The sequence below is a fragment of the Rhodococcus sp. 14-1411-2a genome, from assembly GCF_002259485.1.
Lineage (GTDB): Bacteria > Actinomycetota > Actinomycetes > Mycobacteriales > Mycobacteriaceae > Rhodococcoides.
This window is the reverse complement of sequence record NZ_NPGA01000012.1, coordinates 139,748-155,711: the sequence shown is the minus strand read 5'-3', so window position 1 is coordinate 155,711 and position 15,964 is coordinate 139,748. Positions and strand designations below refer to the sequence as shown.

The 15,964-nt window shown below is 64.7% G+C and carries 18 protein-coding genes; 8 read left to right on the top strand and 10 right to left on the bottom strand.

What is annotated here, in order from left to right; all coding sequences use genetic code 11:
- Positions 1-35: 35 nt before the first annotated feature.
- From CH291_RS10260 to CH291_RS10250, 3 genes are read right to left on the bottom strand one after another with little or no spacing between them, the layout of a single operon-like run.
- Positions 36-2,222, bottom strand: a complete 2,187-nt coding sequence (locus CH291_RS10260) for a heavy metal translocating P-type ATPase (protein ID WP_094687385.1) — start codon at positions 2,220-2,222, stop codon at positions 36-38.
- Positions 2,219-3,136: a hypothetical protein gene (locus CH291_RS10255; protein ID WP_094687384.1), complete on the bottom strand. Its 918-nt coding sequence runs from the start codon at positions 3,134-3,136 to the stop codon at positions 2,219-2,221. Before CH291_RS10255 ends, CH291_RS10260 begins: the two co-directional genes overlap by 4 nt.
- A 26-nt stretch (positions 3,137-3,162) precedes the next feature.
- Positions 3,163-3,675 carry a GNAT family N-acetyltransferase gene (locus CH291_RS10250; RefSeq protein WP_256980796.1) on the bottom strand — a complete coding sequence of 171 codons (513 nt, stop codon included), beginning with the start codon at positions 3,673-3,675 and terminating at the stop codon, positions 3,163-3,165.
- Positions 3,676-3,779: 104 nt separating this feature from the next.
- Here CH291_RS10250 and CH291_RS10245 point away from each other — a divergent pair, with 104 nt between their 5' ends.
- Positions 3,780-5,492, top strand: a complete 1,713-nt coding sequence (locus CH291_RS10245; RefSeq protein ID WP_179276508.1) for a cutinase family protein — start codon at positions 3,780-3,782, stop codon at positions 5,490-5,492.
- Positions 5,493-5,580: 88 nt separating this feature from the next.
- Here CH291_RS10245 and CH291_RS10240 read toward each other — a convergent pair whose 3' ends face one another.
- The 3 genes from CH291_RS10240 to amaB all read right to left on the bottom strand — a co-directional run bounded on the left by CH291_RS10240 (position 5,581) and on the right by amaB (position 8,860).
- Positions 5,581-6,012 carry a hypothetical protein gene (locus CH291_RS10240; protein ID WP_094687382.1) on the bottom strand — a complete coding sequence of 144 codons (432 nt, stop codon included), beginning with the start codon at positions 6,010-6,012 and terminating at the stop codon, positions 5,581-5,583.
- A gap of 81 nt (positions 6,013-6,093) precedes the next feature.
- Entirely contained in the window at positions 6,094-7,308 is a 1,215-nt protein-coding gene (locus CH291_RS10235) for a hypothetical protein (RefSeq protein WP_143545912.1), read from the bottom strand.
- A gap of 16 nt (positions 7,309-7,324) precedes the next feature.
- Entirely contained in the window at positions 7,325-8,860 is a 1,536-nt protein-coding gene (gene amaB, locus CH291_RS10230; RefSeq protein ID WP_094687380.1) for an L-piperidine-6-carboxylate dehydrogenase, read from the bottom strand.
- 124 nt (positions 8,861-8,984) lie between these two features.
- Between amaB and lat the strand changes: the two genes are divergently transcribed.
- Positions 8,985-10,313 (top strand): L-lysine 6-transaminase, encoded by a 1,329-nt coding sequence (gene lat, locus CH291_RS10225; RefSeq protein ID WP_094687379.1) that lies wholly within the window; start codon positions 8,985-8,987, stop codon positions 10,311-10,313.
- On the opposite strand, the gene CH291_RS10220 is transcribed toward lat, so the two are convergent.
- Positions 10,310-10,636, bottom strand: coding sequence for a hypothetical protein (locus CH291_RS10220; RefSeq protein WP_094687378.1), 327 nt, complete (start codon positions 10,634-10,636; stop codon positions 10,310-10,312). The two genes, lat and CH291_RS10220, sit on opposite strands and share 4 nt — an antisense overlap.
- A 131-nt stretch (positions 10,637-10,767) precedes the next feature.
- On the opposite strand from CH291_RS10220, the gene CH291_RS10215 reads away from it, so the two are divergent.
- Positions 10,768-11,172, top strand: coding sequence for a hypothetical protein (locus CH291_RS10215; RefSeq protein ID WP_094687377.1), 405 nt, complete (start codon positions 10,768-10,770; stop codon positions 11,170-11,172).
- A 1-nt stretch (position 11,173) separates the two neighbouring features.
- Here the strand turns inward: CH291_RS10215 and CH291_RS10210 are convergent, their stop codons facing one another.
- Positions 11,174-12,028 (bottom strand): LysR family transcriptional regulator ArgP, encoded by an 855-nt coding sequence (locus CH291_RS10210; RefSeq protein ID WP_179276503.1) that lies wholly within the window; start codon positions 12,026-12,028, stop codon positions 11,174-11,176.
- A 75-nt stretch (positions 12,029-12,103) separates the two neighbouring features.
- On the opposite strand from CH291_RS10210, the gene CH291_RS10205 reads away from it, so the two are divergent.
- From CH291_RS10205 to CH291_RS10190, 4 genes are all read left to right on the top strand, one after another.
- Positions 12,104-12,721, top strand: coding sequence for a LysE/ArgO family amino acid transporter (locus tag CH291_RS10205; RefSeq protein WP_094687375.1), 618 nt, complete (start codon positions 12,104-12,106; stop codon positions 12,719-12,721).
- Positions 12,722-12,873: 152 nt separating this feature from the next.
- Positions 12,874-13,227 carry a PLD nuclease N-terminal domain-containing protein gene (locus CH291_RS10200; RefSeq protein WP_094687374.1) on the top strand — a complete coding sequence of 118 codons (354 nt, stop codon included), beginning with the start codon at positions 12,874-12,876 and terminating at the stop codon, positions 13,225-13,227.
- A gap of 102 nt (positions 13,228-13,329) precedes the next feature.
- Positions 13,330-13,851 carry a mycothiol transferase gene (locus tag CH291_RS10195; RefSeq protein WP_094687373.1) on the top strand — a complete coding sequence of 174 codons (522 nt, stop codon included), beginning with the start codon at positions 13,330-13,332 and terminating at the stop codon, positions 13,849-13,851.
- Entirely contained in the window at positions 13,848-14,240 is a 393-nt protein-coding gene (locus CH291_RS10190; RefSeq protein ID WP_094638452.1) for a VOC family protein, read from the top strand. The genes CH291_RS10195 and CH291_RS10190 overlap by 4 nt, the downstream gene beginning before the upstream one ends.
- Before the next feature lie 4 nt (positions 14,241-14,244).
- Here CH291_RS10190 and CH291_RS10185 read toward each other — a convergent pair whose 3' ends face one another.
- Entirely contained in the window at positions 14,245-14,631 is a 387-nt protein-coding gene (locus CH291_RS10185) for a VOC family protein (RefSeq protein WP_068045411.1), read from the bottom strand.
- 18 nt (positions 14,632-14,649) lie between these two features.
- Complete coding sequence (locus CH291_RS10180) at positions 14,650-15,027, bottom strand: VOC family protein (RefSeq protein WP_094687372.1); 378 nt, start codon at positions 15,025-15,027, stop codon at positions 14,650-14,652.
- A gap of 46 nt (positions 15,028-15,073) precedes the next feature.
- On the opposite strand from CH291_RS10180, the gene CH291_RS10175 reads away from it, so the two are divergent.
- Positions 15,074-15,898, top strand: a complete 825-nt coding sequence (locus CH291_RS10175) for a helix-turn-helix transcriptional regulator (RefSeq protein ID WP_256980795.1) — start codon at positions 15,074-15,076, stop codon at positions 15,896-15,898.
- Positions 15,899-15,964: the final 66 nt, after the last annotated feature.

Genomic DNA, 15,964 nt, shown 5'->3' with positions numbered 1-15,964 from the left:
CCTGTACTAGCGCGCCGTTCGCTGCTACCAACGAGTCACATCGCGGAGCGGAACCTGCGCAATCGGAGACTGTTGCTCACCACGAACACCGAGGACAACGCCATCGCGGCACCGGCGAGCATGGGGTTGAGCAGGCCCGCAGCGGCGAGCGGAATTGCAGCGACGTTGTAGGCGAACGCCCAGAACAGGTTGCCCTTGATGGTGCTCAGCGTGCGTCGGGAGAGCCGAATGGCATCACCGACGGCCCGCAGGTCACCGCGCACGAGCGTCAGGTCGCTGGCCTCGATCGCCACGTCGGTGCCGGTACCCATCGCAAGCCCCAGATCGGCTGTGGCCAACGCGGCCGCGTCGTTGATACCGTCGCCGACCATCGCCACGACCTTGCCCGACGCCTGCAGTTCTCGGACGGCATCGACCTTGCCCGTCGGCAGGACGCCGGCGATGACCTGATCGATTCCCACCTCGGCGGCGATCGTGCGGGCGGCGGCCTCGTTGTCGCCGGTCAGCATGACCGGAGTCAGGCCGAGTGCGCGCAGTTCCGCGACGGCCTGCTTCGAGGTCGGCTTGACCGAGTCGGAGATCACAAGCACTCCGCGAGCCCTGCCGTCCCAGCCGAGCACGACGGCGGTGCGCCCCTGATTCTCGGCGGTCTCGAAGGCGTCGGCCAGTTCCGCCGGCAGTGGCATCGACCAGTCGGCCAGCAGCGAGCGACGGCCGATCACTGCGGCACGGCCGTCCACGACACCCTGCACCCCGAGGCCCTCGAGGCTCGTGAATTCCTCGACGGTCATCGATGGGGTCGCATCCGCGATGGCTCGGGCGATGGGGTGCTCCGAACCCGCTTCCAATGCAGCCGCCACGGCACGGACCACGTCCTCGTCCTCGCCGTCGGCCACGTGTACCGACTGCAGCGTCATCTCACCGGTGGTGACGGTTCCGGTCTTGTCCAGCACGACGGTATCGACGCGACGGGTGGATTCGAGGATCTCGGGTCCCTTGATCAGGATGCCGAGTTGCGCGGCCCGTCCGGTGCCGACCATCAGTGCGGTGGGTGTGGCCAGGCCGAGCGCGCACGGGCACGCGATGATGAGCACCGCGACTGCAGCGGTGAACGCGCCTGCCGCGGAATTGCCTGCACCGAGCCAGAATCCGAGTGTCGCGACCGAGATCGCGATGACGATCGGCACGAAGATGCCCGAGATACGATCGGCCAAACGCTGCGCCTGCGCCTTACCGGTCTGCGCTTCCTCGACAGCCTTCGCCATCTGTGCCAACTGAGTATCGGCACCGACTCTGCTCGCTCGCACCGTGATTCGGCCACCGACGTTCACCGTTGCACCGACCACCGCATCGCCGACGCCGACTTCCTCCGGCACGGATTCACCGGTCAGCATCGACCGATCGACGGCCGAGGAACCGTTCTCGACGGTTCCGTCGGTGGCGATCTTCTCACCCGGGCGAACGACGAACAGATCGCCGACGGCCAACTGCTCGACCGGAATCTGCTGTTCCTTACCGTCTTTCAGTACAGCAACGGTCTTGGCACCGAGGTCCATCAGGGCGCGCAACGCCGCCCCGGCCTGACGCTTGGATCGGCTCTCGAACCATCGTCCGGCCAGGATGAAGGTGGTCACGCCTGCGGCGGCCTCGAGGTAGATGTTGCTCGCCCCGTCCGTTCGCGCGATCGTGAACTCGAACGGATGCGTCATGCCGGGCGTTCCTGCGGTGCCGAAGAACAGCGCGTACAGCGACCATCCCAGGGCCGCAAGGGTTCCCATGCTGACGAGGGTGTCCATGGTGGAGGTGCCGTGCCGCAGATTGGTCCAGGCGGCGCGGTGGAAGGGCCAGGCTCCCCATACGACGACGGGAGCGGCCAGCGTGAGCGAGAGCCACTGCCAGTTGGTGAACTGCAACGCCGGAATCATCGCCATTGCGATCACCGGCACGCTGAGCACCGCCGAGACGATCAATCGCTGCTTCAGCGGATCCGTCGGGGGTTCGTCCGCCGGTTCGGCAGCCGGCAAGGATGCGGTGTAGCCGGCGGCTTCGACGGCTGCGATCAGCTCCTCGGTGGCCACGCCGTCACTGGTGACGCGGGCCTTCTCGGTGGCGTAGTTGACCGTCGCCGACACCCCGTCGAGCTTGTTGAGCTTGCGTTCGATGCGGTTGGCGCACGACGCGCACGTCATACCGCCGAGGAGAAGTTCCGTTTCCTGGCTCATGCCCCACCCTCCTGTGCCTCGATGGTGAATTCGGCTGTGTGGACGACGCCCTGGTGCTGGAAGTCCAGATAGAGCGCATATGTTCCCGCGGTCGGCGCGTCGACGGTGAAGTCGACCGTCGGCCCCGGAGGCCCGTCCTCGGGGTGGACGTGCAGGTAGGCGAGGTCAGCGGCGCGGAGGGCCACCAGATGTCCGTCGGCACCGAGGTACGGCTCCAGATCGGTGACCTCGCGTCCGTTCTGATCGATAGTCAGAGAGACGGTCGAGTTCTCGCCCGCAGTCACTGCACCGGCGAGCATCACGGTGTAACCGTCGACCCTCGATGTCACATTCGGTGTACTCGGGGGCCGCGTACTCGGGGGCCGCGTACTCAGGGGCTCCGGTCGATAGTCGCCGGGAACGGTCAGCTCCGCTCCCAAGGTGATGTTCTCGCCGCCGGCCGGGGTGAAGTCGGCGAACAGACGGTAGGGCCCGGGCCGGGTGAGATCGAGAGCCGTCGACCATGTTCCCGACGCGTCACGCGTCGGATGTACGTGTTGAAAATCCGTCAGATCGCGTCGAACGACGATGAGGTGCAGTTCCTCGGTGTGCATGACGTCGTAGTCGGTCAGCGCAGACCCATCCGGTTCGCTGATCGTGAAGGTGACCGGTACCTCCGGTCCGGACTCGACGACGGATCGATCGAGCTCGAGGGTGTAGCCGTCCTGGGTGGCCTGGAGCCCGGCAGGCACTGCGGCCGGCTCGTCGTGCGCGTCGTGCGCGTCGTGACCGGTGTGTGACGCGGCTGCGGTCGCCTGGGCGTCGGGTCCGATCTTGTCCCCGACGAACAGCGCCGCCAGGAACAGGAAAGCGATCCCGACGACAAAGCCGACGAGCTTGGTGGGTGCGTCGAGTTCCTGCCGTGCTGAGTTCACAGCACTACCCTACCCCCCCAGGGTATCTAAGCGGTAGTTCCGAGGGCCATCTTGTAACCGACGTGGGAGTCGACGAAGCCGAGTCGGGTGTAGAAGCGATGAGCGTCCGTTCGACTGGCGTCGGAGGTCAGCTGCACCAGAGCGCATCCCCAGCGCTCCGCCTCGTCGATCGCCCACCTGATCAGCGCACCGCCGAGCCCCCGGCTGCGCCACTGCGCGCCTACCCGAACTGCTTCGATCTGTGCCCGCAGTGCGCCTCCGCGCGCGAGCCCGGGAATGAAGGTCAGTTGCAGCGTTGCCACCACCGCGTCACCGTGCACCACGACGACCTGCAGGTTTCGCGGGTCCGAGGAGATGTCCTCGAACGCTTCGCGATATCGATACATCTCGTCTGCGGACTCCCGCGTGACACCCAGCGGATCGTCGACCAGCAATGCCACGATCGATTCGAGATCCGACGCAACCGCTTCACGCACAACGCACGTCGACCCGTCGGGCAGGTCGAATTCCATCGATGTAATTCGAGGGTGAATTGTCATGCGCACGACGGTAAATCATCCACTTTGTAACGCGAACCATCCCGAGGACGAAATGCCGGGTAACCCACTGGCAACTGCAGTCGGGATCAGTTCGGGCGGACATGATGGAGATCGAAAACATGAATGTTGGCAAGTCGAAGCGTGCGCGCGTTGCGTTGAGCGCGTTCGCGATCGGAGCCCTCGGTGCCGGAGTAGTTGTGGCCGCACCGTGGTCGACTCCCTCCACGACCAGCGAAGCATCCATCGAACTGGTGTCGACGGCCACGTGCTACGACATGGTGAGTATCGCGATCGGCGGTCGCGGTGACACCCCGCGCGAGGGCGTCAAGTGGCTCACCACCCCCGAGGGCGAGCGGCTCCCCGCAGCGATGTCCGGCGACTACTCCAGCGACTGGATCGACCAGGCCGTGCGAGCCCCCAACAACGGCAACGTGGTTCCCGACTCCTACGCCGCGGTGTACGTCGAGTACCCGGCAGACCTGGCGAGCTACGAGAACGCCGTGCAGACCGGCGTCACCAACTCACAGACCATCATGCGGACGATCTCGGCGTCCTGCCCCGATACCCGATTCGCCATCGTCGGCTACAGCGAGGGCGCAGACGTTGCCCGCCGCACCGCGATGGAGGTCGGCAATCAGGTCGTTTCGGCCGACGGCACGTACGGAATCGTCGATCCCAACCAGGTCGTCGGGGTCGTCATCTTCGCCGACGCCGGCCGCGTGTCGGGAGACGGACCGTTCCCCGGTGCCGAGAACCCGTTCGGCAACCCGGACGGCTTCGACACCAAGTACCAGAACGGCAACACCGCAGTTCCCGGACAGGGCGCACTGCCCGGCACGTCCGGCGGATTCGGAGCGCTCGACGGCCGAGTGGCGTCCTTCTGCTCCGACGGTGACCTCACCTGCGCACTGCCGGAGAACACGTCACTGATTCATCTGGCCGCCAACGTCGGTCGTCAGGTCAACGCCGACGCACTGCAGAACGAGCAGCTCACCCCCGCCACCGGCGCAGATCTTGCGCTGGCCCTGGGACGCATCGCAGTCAACGCCTTCAACGACATCGCCTCACAGCCCAACTGGATGCAGAGCGACGAGACATTCCTCGACGTGCTGATCAAGGTGTCCGAGCCCGGCTACAAGCCCGGCACGGTCACCACCCCCGTCTCGGCCAAAGTCGACGGCGAGCAGGAACCGATCGAAACCGGTCAGATGATCGACCTCGTGTACCTGCCGCAGAAGATCTTCCGCGAGATCACAGGATTCATCTCGTCCAACCAGAACACCGTTCCGGTGATCATGAACGATCCGTACGGCCTGACCCTGGGACCCGGCACGGGACACCACTTCGATTACTGGCGCGACGCCGATGCCGCCAACGGCAAGCCGCTGACCTCGGTGCAGTACGCCGCGGCATGGCTGACCGAACTGGCCGAGGAAGCCAACCGCGGCGAGCCGGTGAAGACCAAAGAGGTACAGGAGAAGGCCGGACGAGCAGCGGTCGAAACCATCGTGGCACCGGTGACCACCTCGGCAATGGCAACCCCCAAGGCCACGACTACCGCACCTGTCACCACCAGCCCGGTCGTGACCCCGGCAGCTCCGGCTGCGCCGGCTCCGGCCGCTGAAAGTCCGGCACCGGCTCCGGCTCCGGCCCCCGCCACCGAGACGGCAACGACCCCCGAGTGCACCGTCGCAGTCGAGGGCGAGACACCCGCCGAGGGCGCACCGCCGGTCTGCGTCACCGCGACCGAAACCGCTGTCGAGACAGCAACCGAGACCGTGGTTCCCACGACCACCGAGGCTGTACCTGCGCCATAGTTCAGTGCGTGCAGAACGCTCACGAGCCCGTCCACCTGTTTCATTCGGTGGGCGGGCTCGTCTGTTCTCACATCGAAGTGCCCGTGACTCAGGCCGTGCCGCGCAGCTTCCCTCGGACCACGATGCCCACGATCAGAAGCGCCACCGCCACGAACACCACCATCGACGGACCCCCGCGATCGAGACCGGTGAGCGTAGGAAGCGGTGCGAGCAGCGCCAGCAACAGCGGCGGCAGAGTCAGTGCACCGACGCCGCCGGTGTACCAGAACCACTCGATTCGGTTCCAGTCAGAACGACTCTGGACCCGGTCTTCCACATGCACCAGGGCAATCGCCAGAGGTACCGCCACGACCAGCCACAGCAGCGGGGACAGCGGGAGACCTGCCCGGCCCAGCAACGCGTCGGTGATGAGCGTCGCGCCGAAATACGACGGCAGAATCATCGCGACGGCGACGCAGAAACCCAAAGTCACATCGGAGACGTCGTCGGGCAGATCTGTGTTCCGGCTGTGATCGGACATGAGATGCACGATCGGCCGAGGTGCTCAGACCTGTCAAGCCGATGAGGAGACCGGCGACTGTTGGGCGTTTCGGGCGTGCCGCTATCTGCGACGCAGCAGCCACACCCCAGCCGCGCAGACCGAGAGCACGACGAGGCCGCCGATCGACAGTGCGGTTGCGGACGGCTGCGACGAACCGAAGAACTCGAAGTCGTCTGCCGAATCCAGCGGGCCGTAACTACCCCCGTAGATCGTGACCGTCAACGCCATAGTGAAGGGAACGGTCATACCGACCGCCAACGAGGTCGGTGCCGTCGGCAATGCAGACACCAGCACATAGGCCGCGATGAAGGGCACCACCCACTGCTGCATGGACAAGGGAAGACCGACGCCCATGTTCTGCGCGAGATCCACGGCCGCGACCATCAGCAGCGCGAAAAGCCCGAGGTAGATCTGCGGGAAGCGGCAGGCAATCAGTCCGCCTGCGGCCAGCAGGAACACCGTCAGACCGACCGAGGAGTAGGACCTGTCGGCAAAATCGAATGATGAGACTCCGGCCGCCCACGAGGCGAACAACACGAGGATCAGCGAGCCGTCGCGCTTCGGTAAGAGCCAAGCAGCAACGAGCGCCGCTACGGTCAGCCCGGCGAGCGCGAGAAACCACACGAGGGTGCTGTCGCGATATTCGGTGGCCCACCAACCGAACCCGCCCGCCACCAGAGGCAATGCGGTACCGACCGCGAGCGTTCGGGTGCTCGCCTGCGACGTTGCAACCGACGAGTTTCGATATCCGGCCACGAGAAATACCGCGGCGAGCACAGCCAATACCACCGCGATGGCTGCCCTCTGGGGCACCACCGCGTCCTCGGGGCCGGCGACCTCCCAGGCGAACTGACGGCCGGACGAGCTGGTCAGGAGCGTTCCGAGCTCGGCACCCACCCGCGCGGCGGCGAGGAGTCCGACCGCGAGAGCGGCCTGTGCACCCCGATGGGATGCGGCAAGGATCGCCGACGTACCGAGCAGCACACCAGCGCTGAGCGCCGCCGCCCAATCGCCCAGCAAACCCGGAGCCATGCCGAGAGATTCGAAGACGATCACCAGCAGCGCGGCAACCGCGATCCAGGGCGCGGCTCGTCCGCCCGAGCGTGCCAACACCACTGCGGTAACTGCTGCTGCGATGGCGAGCACGACCACACCGTCGAGAATTGCCGACGCACCGATGCCGAAATCGTTGTACAGAAGCGGCTCTCGGAGTGCCATCACACTGATCGAATAGCCAACGGAAAGACCGGCCAGGAGCATCGACAGTACTTTCATACTGCCGATCATGCCGTCAGCCGAACTTCACTCCCTGCGCCAGGGGCAGTTCGTTGGAGTAGTTGACCGTGTTCGTAGCCCGCCGCATGTAGGCCTTCCATGCGTCCGAACCGGATTCACGACCGCCACCGGTTTCCTTCTCACCACCGAAGGCGCCGCCGATCTCCGCGCCGGAGGGTCCGATGTTGACGTTGGCGATGCCGCAGTCCGAGCCCGCGGCGGACAGGAAGCGCTCCGCCTCGCGCAGATCGGTGGTGAAGATCGACGACGAAAGGCCCTGAGGCACATCGTTGTGCAATGCGATGGCCTCGTCGAGGGTGTCGTACGTCAGCACGTACATGATGGGCGCGAACGTCTCGTGCTTGACGATGTCGGTCTGTGCGGGCATCGTCACGATCGCGGGCTGAACATAGAACGAGTACTCGTCGACCACGTTCACTCGCTCGCCGCCGACCACGACCGTTCCGCCGTCGGACACCGCCGCCTCGAGAGCCTTCTGATAACCGGCGAATGCGGTGGCATCGATCAGTGGACCCACCAGAGTGTCTGTGGCCAAGGGAGATCCGATCGACAGCGTCTCGTATGCCGCTACCAACTTGCGGACCAACTCGTCCTCGACCGAGGAATGCACGATGACGCGTCGGAGCGAGGTGCATCGCTGACCTGCTGTCCCGGCGGCCGAGAACACCAGCCCACGCGTCGTCAGATCGAGATCGGCCGACGGCGTCACGATCGCTGCATTGTTTCCGCCGAGCTCGAGCAACACCCGGCCGAATCGCTCGGCGACCCGGGGCGCGACAGCACGGCCCATCCGTGTCGAACCCGTTGCCGAGACCAACGCAACCCGCGAATCGTCCACCAGCGCTTCGCCGGACGCGCGGTCACCGATCAGCAGTTGCGCGATCTTGGGGTCAACTCCGGCTGCGGCGGCGGCACGCTCGAACAGCGCCTGCACACCGACGGCCGTCAGCGGAGTCTTCTCCGAGGGCTTCCAGATGACCGTGTCTCCCGCGACGAGAGCGAGAGCGGTATTCCAACTCCATACCGCGACAGGGAAATTGAACGCAGTGATGACGCCGACGACGCCGAGCGGATGCCACTGCTCCATCATGCGATGCCCGGGCCGCTCGGTGGCGATCGTGTTGCCGTACAGCTGACGGGAGAGTCCGACGGCGAAGTCGCAGATGTCGATCATCTCCTGCACCTCACCGAGCCCCTCCGAGACGATCTTCCCGGCCTCGATGGACACCAGCGCGCCCAGATCCTCCTTGTGAACGCGCAGCAATTCGCCCAGTTCCCGGATCACCTGGCCACGCACGGGGGCCGGTACCTGCGACCACGACGCGAACGCGGTGCGCGCATCGGCGACGACGGTCTCGACATCGGCCGCCGAAGCACACGCCAGCGAGGCCAGGTTTCCGCCGGTGATGGGCGAGCGCGCGATGATCGAGTCCGGTCCCGCGGGGGCGTCGAGCGCGATCGTGGCACCCAGCCGGTCGAGGATCGCGCGAGTGCGCACACTCAACTCGTCGTGGGTGATGGATGCAGACATGCGCGTACACCTTCCGTGGAGAGAACCGAACCGTCGGAGATGAGCCTACCGATCGCGGCTCGAACCATATATTTTCCTGTCTTATGGACTTGCTTACGGAATATTAACGCGTATCTTCGTCCTTATGACGCAAGTATTACAGCGCACCCGAGTGACCATCGATGCCGCCAACGTCCGCGACGTGATCGGTGAACACCTGCTGGCCGACGGTTTCGAGTTGGTGCTCGACCTCGATGCATCGACCGGATCCACGCTGGTCGACGCCAGGGACGGCACCCGCTACCTGGACCTGTTCACGTTCTTCGCGTCCAACGCGCTGGGTATGAACGATCCGGCGTTGATCGACGACCCGGACTTCCGGGCCGATCTGATGCAGGCGGCGATGAACAAGCCCAGCAACTCCGACATCTACACCGTCCCCATGGCTCGATTCGTCGACACGTTCGCTCGCGTCCTGGGTGACGATCGACTGCCGCACCTGTTCTTCGTCGAGGGCGGCGCCCTGGCCGTGGAGAACGCGTTGAAGGTCGCATTCGACTGGAAATCGCGATGGAACGAAAGTCATGGTCTGGACGCGTCCTTGGGCTCTCAGGTGATGCACTTCGAGCATGCGTTCCACGGACGCTCGGGCTACACGATGTCGCTGACCAACACCGACCCCAACAAGGTCGCGCGCTTCCCGAAGTTCGACTGGCCGCGAATCCCGTCGCCGTTCATCCGATCCGGCGCGAACATGGACGAACTCGAGGACGCATCGTTGGCGGCGGCTCGGTTGGCCTTCGAGGCCAACCCGCACGACATCGCCTGCGCCATCATCGAACCCATCCAGGGCGAAGGTGGAGATCACCACTTCCGGCCGCGCTTCCTGCAGAAGCTGCGCGAGCTCTGCCACGAGTTCGACGCCTTGTTCGTCATGGACGAAGTACAGACCGGAGCCGGAATGACCGGTACCGCATGGGCATTCCAGCAGCTCGACGTCGTCCCGGATGTCGTCGCCTTCGGCAAGAAGGTTCAGGTCTGCGGCGTCATGGCCGGCGGTCGCGTCGACGACATCGACGACAACGTCTTCGCTGTCAGCTCCCGCATCAACTCGACGTGGGGTGGGAACCTCACCGACATGGTGCGGTCGCGTCGAATCCTGGAAGTGGTCGAATCCGAGAAGCTCATCCCTCGTGCCGGTGAGCTCGGAGCCGTACTGCTGACAATGTTGCAGGACTTGGCAACTCGACACACAGTGGTATCCGAAGTACGTGGACGAGGTCTGATGTGCGCCTTCTCCCTGCCCGACGCTTCCACCCGCGACCGAGTGATCGAGCTGTTGCGTACCGAGGAACATGTACTGGCGCTCGGCTGCGGTGACGCTGCAGTGCGATTCCGTCCCGCACTGACCATCACCGAAGTCGAACTGACACAGGCAGTCGAGTCCATCGACCGGGTTCTGAGCATGCTCTAGCGGTCGGGTTGAATGTCCCTCTGCACCAACCGAATCTGTGACGTCGGAATGACACCGGGACAAAAGTAGAAGTTCTCCGGCGACTGCACGAGATCACCGTCTTCGACTCCACTGACTTCCCAGACATCGACCGGTCCACCGGTGTTGTTCATGCCCACGAACCAATCACGTTCCCACGCATCGGCTGCCAGAAAACAACCCGCCTGCTCTGGTTGGTTGCTACCGGCAATACCGCGAGCGGCACCCATACGACGCCAGTCGAGTCCGTGCCGCCGAATCGACTCACGGTTGAGTACCGAGGTCACGTGATAGCGAATGGTCATCCGCCGAAAATAGCAACGGCAACTTGACGGGTACAGCGATTTTCGGCCTGCCCTCTCCGTTCCCCGTGTCAGGTAATTCTTGACAATCCGACCTCCTGCTGTCAGGCTTTTCCTGACACAGGAGGTCGGTCATGGATCCCATCACCCTCGCAACCGAGGCAGATATCACTGCCGCGACGCGGGCCGTCGTGACGGCAGCAGCCACCGAGGCCGGTCGCATCGCCGACGAGATCATCGGCACCGGGCCCCTGCCGGGCACACCGGACTGGGAGGCCGAGCAATCGACCGACCTGCCCGCACGGCGAAGCGTCGCGTGGCATCTGTTGAGCCTGCGTGTGCAACTCGCAGCCGGCCTCGATGGTATCGAAACCGTTGTGGTGCTTCGGGTTCAGGGCACAACGTGGGCGACGATCGGCACGGCCGTTGGAATGTCGCGGCAGTCGGCTCACGAGCGATGGGGCACCCGATCGGCGGCGATTCTCGATCCCGTCGGAGATGGACTGCCCGAGATCGTGCCGAACGACAGTCCGGCCTGAATTACAGCAGCATTCGCTCGGCACCCGCCGCCACGGCGTCGGCCGCTCGCTGCAGTGCGACAGACGACAGCGACCACTGCTGCCAGTACAGCAGCACGTCGTCGATCCCGTTGTCGTCGAAGCACTTCAGCGAGTCACGGTCCTGTAGATCGGGGATCATGCCCCAGCCGAAGCCGAGGTCGACAGCTCGCGCGTAGTCGGCAGAAGCCGGCACCAGGTGACGCGGCGGCTCGTGTGGGTCGACACCGAAGCGCTGTAAGTAGTTGTCCTGCAACCGGTCGTCGGCATCGAAGACGACCACCGGAGCACAGCGCAAAGCCTGCGCCGTCACTCCAGCAGCGAACCACCGATCGATGAACTCCGGCGTGGCCGAGGGCCGGTAGCGCATCGCACCGAGGCGTCGAACGGTGCAGCCACGAACCGGATCGGCCACGGAGGTTATTGCAGCGGAGACGATCCCGTCGTGCAGCAACTGCGCGGTCTGATCCTGGTCCTGTCGATGCAGATCGAAGGTGGTGTTGCGCGCCAGAGGCGCGAGCGCGGGCAGCACCCAGGTCGCCAACGAATCCGCATTGACGGCAAGCGAAACGGGCGCAGCGACGCCGTCGTCACTCAGTTCTGCCCGAGTCTGCTCGGTGAGAGTGTCGATCTGGCGCGCCAAACGAAGCACCGCTACGCCAGACTGGGTTGCCACCACCGGCTTGCTGCGTTGAACCAGAGTCCGACCGAGCGATTGCTCCAGCGACTTGATGCGCTGACTCACCGCCGACGGGGTCACGTACAGCGCGCGAGCGGCGGCCTCGAACGTTCCACCGTCGACCACGGCCCGCAAGGCTCTGAGCTGCTCGATCTCCATAATATGAAGCTACGCTGATCATTACTGAAATACATTCGCTGGACCTAATCATGACCGGCTCCTAGCGTTGCCGTCATGACCTCGCTCGCCGCCGCACAATCGACCCTCACCGGATTGGGCGTCGGACTCTCCCTCATCGTCGCCATCGGAGCGCAGAACGCGTTCGTGCTGCGTAAGGGCTTGCAACGCGCCCATGTACTGCCGGTGGTGGCAGTGTGCGCACTGTCCGATGCGATTCTGATCCTGGCCGGGGTGGCAGGAATCGGCGTTCTCGTCGACCGGTTTCCTGTCGCGCTACGTGTCGTGACCGTTCTCGGTGCACTGTTTCTGCTCGTCTACGGCCTGATGGCACTGAACCGTGCTCGGACGCCGTCCACCATGACCGCGGAGGCACACGGAGGCGGTTCGCTGATCGCCGCCGTGGCCACATGCCTGGCTCTGACCTGGCTCAATCCTCACGTCTACCTCGACACCGTGGTGTTCCTGGGTTCCATCGGGAACCGTCAGCCCGGTGAAGTGCGATGGTGGTTCGCCGCCGGCGCGATGCTGGGCAGCGTGCTGTGGTTCACCGCGCTCGGCTACGGATCGCGGGTGCTCAGTCCACTGTTCGCGAGGCCGGCGGCGTGGCGAGTACTCGACCTCGGCATCGGCATCATGATGCTGACCCTGGCAGCACTGCTGGTGCTCGGCTGAACCGAACTACTGGGTCGTTCCTGCAGGCTCCACTCCCGCCACTCTGGGTCGTTCCTGCAGGCTCCACTCCCGCACTTGATCCGCGGTACAACGAGTGATCTGATAGTCGCGAAAGACCGACCGCGCGGTCTGACAAACCTGGAGGATTTCCCGTGCCGTACCTCGGCCTGCTGATCATGCTGCTGTCCATCTTCTGCTTGATCGATGTCATCACCGCCGACGATTCCGGCATCCGCCACCTTCCGAAAATGGTGTGGCTGCTGCTCGTCATCGTTCTGCCGCTCGCCGGATCGATCGCGTGGCTCGTCGTCGGCCGGCCCGAGAACGGCGGCATCTGGGGTGGCAGCGGCGCACCACGCACCTCGTCGGCCTACCCCGAGTACGACGCCAAACCCGGACGCGCCGTTGCCCAATCGCAGGAGAGCGACGAGGAATTCCTCCGCCGTTGCCGCGCCCGGGCCGAGGAACAGCGTCGCATCGCCCGCGAGCAGCGTAAGAGCGAATGAGCCAACAGCGCTCAGTGTCCACAATTTTCGTCTGCGGACGGTTTTCCGCCTGCCGAGCCAAATTGTGGACACTCAGCTCACTACCCGACGACTAGGGATGCGATGGCCAAGCTGACGACATTTCCCGAGCCGAACTCCGCCCTTTCTGATCCCGCCGAGTTGTTTCGCGAGTACCTGCGCTTCTATCGCAGGGAGCTCGTTCGACGCATCACTTCGCTGAGCGACGAAGCACTGACCAGCACGGCCGTTCCCTCGGGATGGACTCCGCTGCAGATGCTGACCCATCTGGTGCACATGGAGCAGCGTTGGTTCGTCTGGGGATTTCTCGGCCGCGCAGTGGACGCGCCGTGGGGTGACGAGCAGGACGGGTCATGGCATGTGCCGGCCGACGTGGACGCCGAGACCCTGCTGGCCAGGCTCGACGACGGCGCCCGCCTCACCGACGAGATACTGAACTCACACCGAATGGACGAATTGGCAGCTCTCGGTGGACGATTCAGCGATGAGAGGCCGACGCTGATCTGGATCTGCTTGCATGTACTCCAGGAATACGCCCGTCACCTCGGCCACCTCGACGTCGCAGTCGAACTGGCCGGCGGGCCGAGAGGTGAGGGACCGGCATGAGAATCAACATCACCAGCGTCTTCGTCGACGATCAGAGCAAGGCGCTGACGTTCTACACCGAGGTACTGGGCTTCGTCGTCAAACACGATGTAGCCATGGGTGGCCCCGATCGTTGGCTCACGGTCGTCTCACCGCAGGATCCAGAGGGCACCGAGTTGCTGCTCGAGCCCAGCGGTCATCCTGCAACCGCACCGTTCAAGGACGCTCTTTTCGCGGACGGTATCCCGTTCACACAGTTTGCGGTGGACAGTGTTGCAGCAGAATACGATCGGCTCATCGGCCTCGGCGTTCGGTTCACTCAGCAGCCCACCGAGATGGGTCCGGTGATCACCGCGGTGTTCGACGACACCTGCGGAAACCTGATTCAGATCGTCGCTCCGTCGAACTGACGCCTCAGACGTTCGCGTACAGATCGACGGTGGTGCCGTCGGGATCGTGCACGACGGCATAACGCTGTCCCCAGAACGCATCCCAAGGCTGCAGGTGACCGGTGTACCCGGCTTTCGTCACCGCAGCCCACGCCGCGTCCACCCCGTCGGGCGTCCCACAGTCGAACGCGAGCGCAACGCGATGGCCCCCGCTGGGCGGGGTCCACGACGGATCGAACGAGGTGATGGTCGACGGTAGATCGAACAGCAGGCGGACTCCGCCCAGGTCGACTTCCACGTGCTGCTCACCGTCGGCCTCGGCCGGAATATCCAGCCCGAGAACGCGGTAGAACGCCAGCGCCGACGCCATGTCGGCAACGATGATTTCGATTCCTGCCAGGCGCGGTTTCACAACGAAAAGAGTAGACCGTCAGCCCCAGTTCGCGGCATTCGTCAGACAGAACGGATGCCCGGCCGGGTCCAGGAGTACGCGCCAGGTCTCACCGGGCTGGTTCTCGGGCAGCGTCGCGCCCAATTCCACGGCAGCCGTCGCCGCGGCATCGAGATCATCGACGGCGAGATCGAAATGAAACTGCTTGCTGCCGTTCGCATTCGGCCACGGCGGCGGTCGATAATCGTCGACGCGACCGAATCCGAGCGCACTGCTCGGCCCCTGCAGCATCGCGTACTCCTGCTCCGCATGCACGACGCTCCAGCCCAGCAGCGACGACCAGAATGCCGCGCTGGCCTGAGGGTCGGTGCAGTCCAGGGTGACCATCTTCAGCGTGGCCACGGGTGTTTCGGTCATGGTGTTCCTCCTTCTCGTGTCGGGCCAGACTCCTACACTGACGCGCGTGCCGGATAGGAAAAACGCGACAGCCACCCAGTCCGGCGTCCTGCGGCCCGATCAGCTGGCGCAGCATGTCGACCTCGTGCGGCTACCGTGTTCGGAATCGTTGGAACCGTGGGTCGAGAACTACTGGCAGCTGCAGTGGGACCTGCCGCCCGGCACAACTCATCACAGCTCGACGCTCCCGCACCCGGCCTGCACCTTGAGCGTCGAACATGGTTGGACCCGCGAGGGCGTTGTCGAGCCGGTGGTCGTGACCGGGGTCCTCACGCGTCGCTTCGACGTCGTCCTCGCCGAGTCCGGGTGGGTGTTCGGCGTCAAGTTCCGGCCCGGCGGCTACGCGAGTTTCACCGGAACCGTGGCGAGAACACTGCGCGACGTCCCGGTAGCGCCACCGACCCCGTTCCGGTCCGAGACAGTCGCTGCACTGGCCGAGCTGGATGGGCATTTCGATGACGACCACTGCCGAACCGTCGTCGACGCGGTTCTCACGCCCTACGCCCGTGACGTCGAGCCGGAGTACGAGGTGGTCCTGGACGTCATTGCGACCATGCTCGGAGATCGCACGCTGATTCGCGTCGCCCAGGTGGAACAGCGTTGTGGCATCGGCACTCGTCGACTGCAGCGGCTGTTCGAGCGTTATGTCGGCGCGACGCCCAAGTGGGTACTCGGGCGGTATCGGATTCACGACGCCCTCAGCGAGCTCGACAACGGCTACTCGGGTCCGCTGGCAGACTTGGCCGCACGGTACGGGTGGTTCGACCAGGCTCACTTCACTCGGGAGTTCACCGAATTGGTCGGAATGCCGCCGAGCGCATACCAACGGTGAGTAACGCCTTCGTCACGCAATGCGACTTTTGCCGATTCGTTTGGCACAGTATTCGCGGTGCCCGAT

Excerpts from the sequence above, each read along its gene's own strand:
- amaB (WP_094687380.1), bottom strand. The coding sequence starts at position 8,860 with ATGTCTGCATCCATCACCCACGACGAGTTGAGTGTGCGCACTCGCGCG.
- CH291_RS10195 (WP_094687373.1), top strand. The coding sequence starts at position 13,330 with ATGGCCAAGCTGACGACATTTCCCGAGCCGAACTCCGCCCTTTCTGAT.
- CH291_RS10260 (WP_094687385.1), bottom strand. The coding sequence starts at position 2,222 with ATGAGCCAGGAAACGGAACTTCTCCTCGGCGGTATGACGTGCGCGTCG.
- CH291_RS10220 (WP_094687378.1), bottom strand. The coding sequence starts at position 10,636 with ATGACCATTCGCTATCACGTGACCTCGGTACTCAACCGTGAGTCGATT.
- CH291_RS10240 (WP_094687382.1), bottom strand. The coding sequence starts at position 6,012 with ATGTCCGATCACAGCCGGAACACAGATCTGCCCGACGACGTCTCCGAT.
- CH291_RS10190 (WP_094638452.1), top strand. The coding sequence starts at position 13,848 with ATGAGAATCAACATCACCAGCGTCTTCGTCGACGATCAGAGCAAGGCG.
- CH291_RS10245 (WP_179276508.1), top strand. The coding sequence starts at position 3,780 with ATGGAGATCGAAAACATGAATGTTGGCAAGTCGAAGCGTGCGCGCGTT.
- CH291_RS10235 (WP_143545912.1), bottom strand. The coding sequence starts at position 7,308 with ATGAAAGTACTGTCGATGCTCCTGGCCGGTCTTTCCGTTGGCTATTCG.
- CH291_RS10210 (WP_179276503.1), bottom strand. The coding sequence starts at position 12,028 with ATGGAGATCGAGCAGCTCAGAGCCTTGCGGGCCGTGGTCGACGGTGGA.
- CH291_RS10180 (WP_094687372.1), bottom strand. The coding sequence starts at position 15,027 with ATGACCGAAACACCCGTGGCCACGCTGAAGATGGTCACCCTGGACTGC.
- CH291_RS10205 (WP_094687375.1), top strand. The coding sequence starts at position 12,104 with ATGACCTCGCTCGCCGCCGCACAATCGACCCTCACCGGATTGGGCGTC.
- CH291_RS10215 (WP_094687377.1), top strand. The coding sequence starts at position 10,768 with ATGGATCCCATCACCCTCGCAACCGAGGCAGATATCACTGCCGCGACG.
- lat (WP_094687379.1), top strand. The coding sequence starts at position 8,985 with ATGACGCAAGTATTACAGCGCACCCGAGTGACCATCGATGCCGCCAAC.
- CH291_RS10250 (WP_256980796.1), bottom strand. The coding sequence starts at position 3,675 with ATGACAATTCACCCTCGAATTACATCGATGGAATTCGACCTGCCCGAC.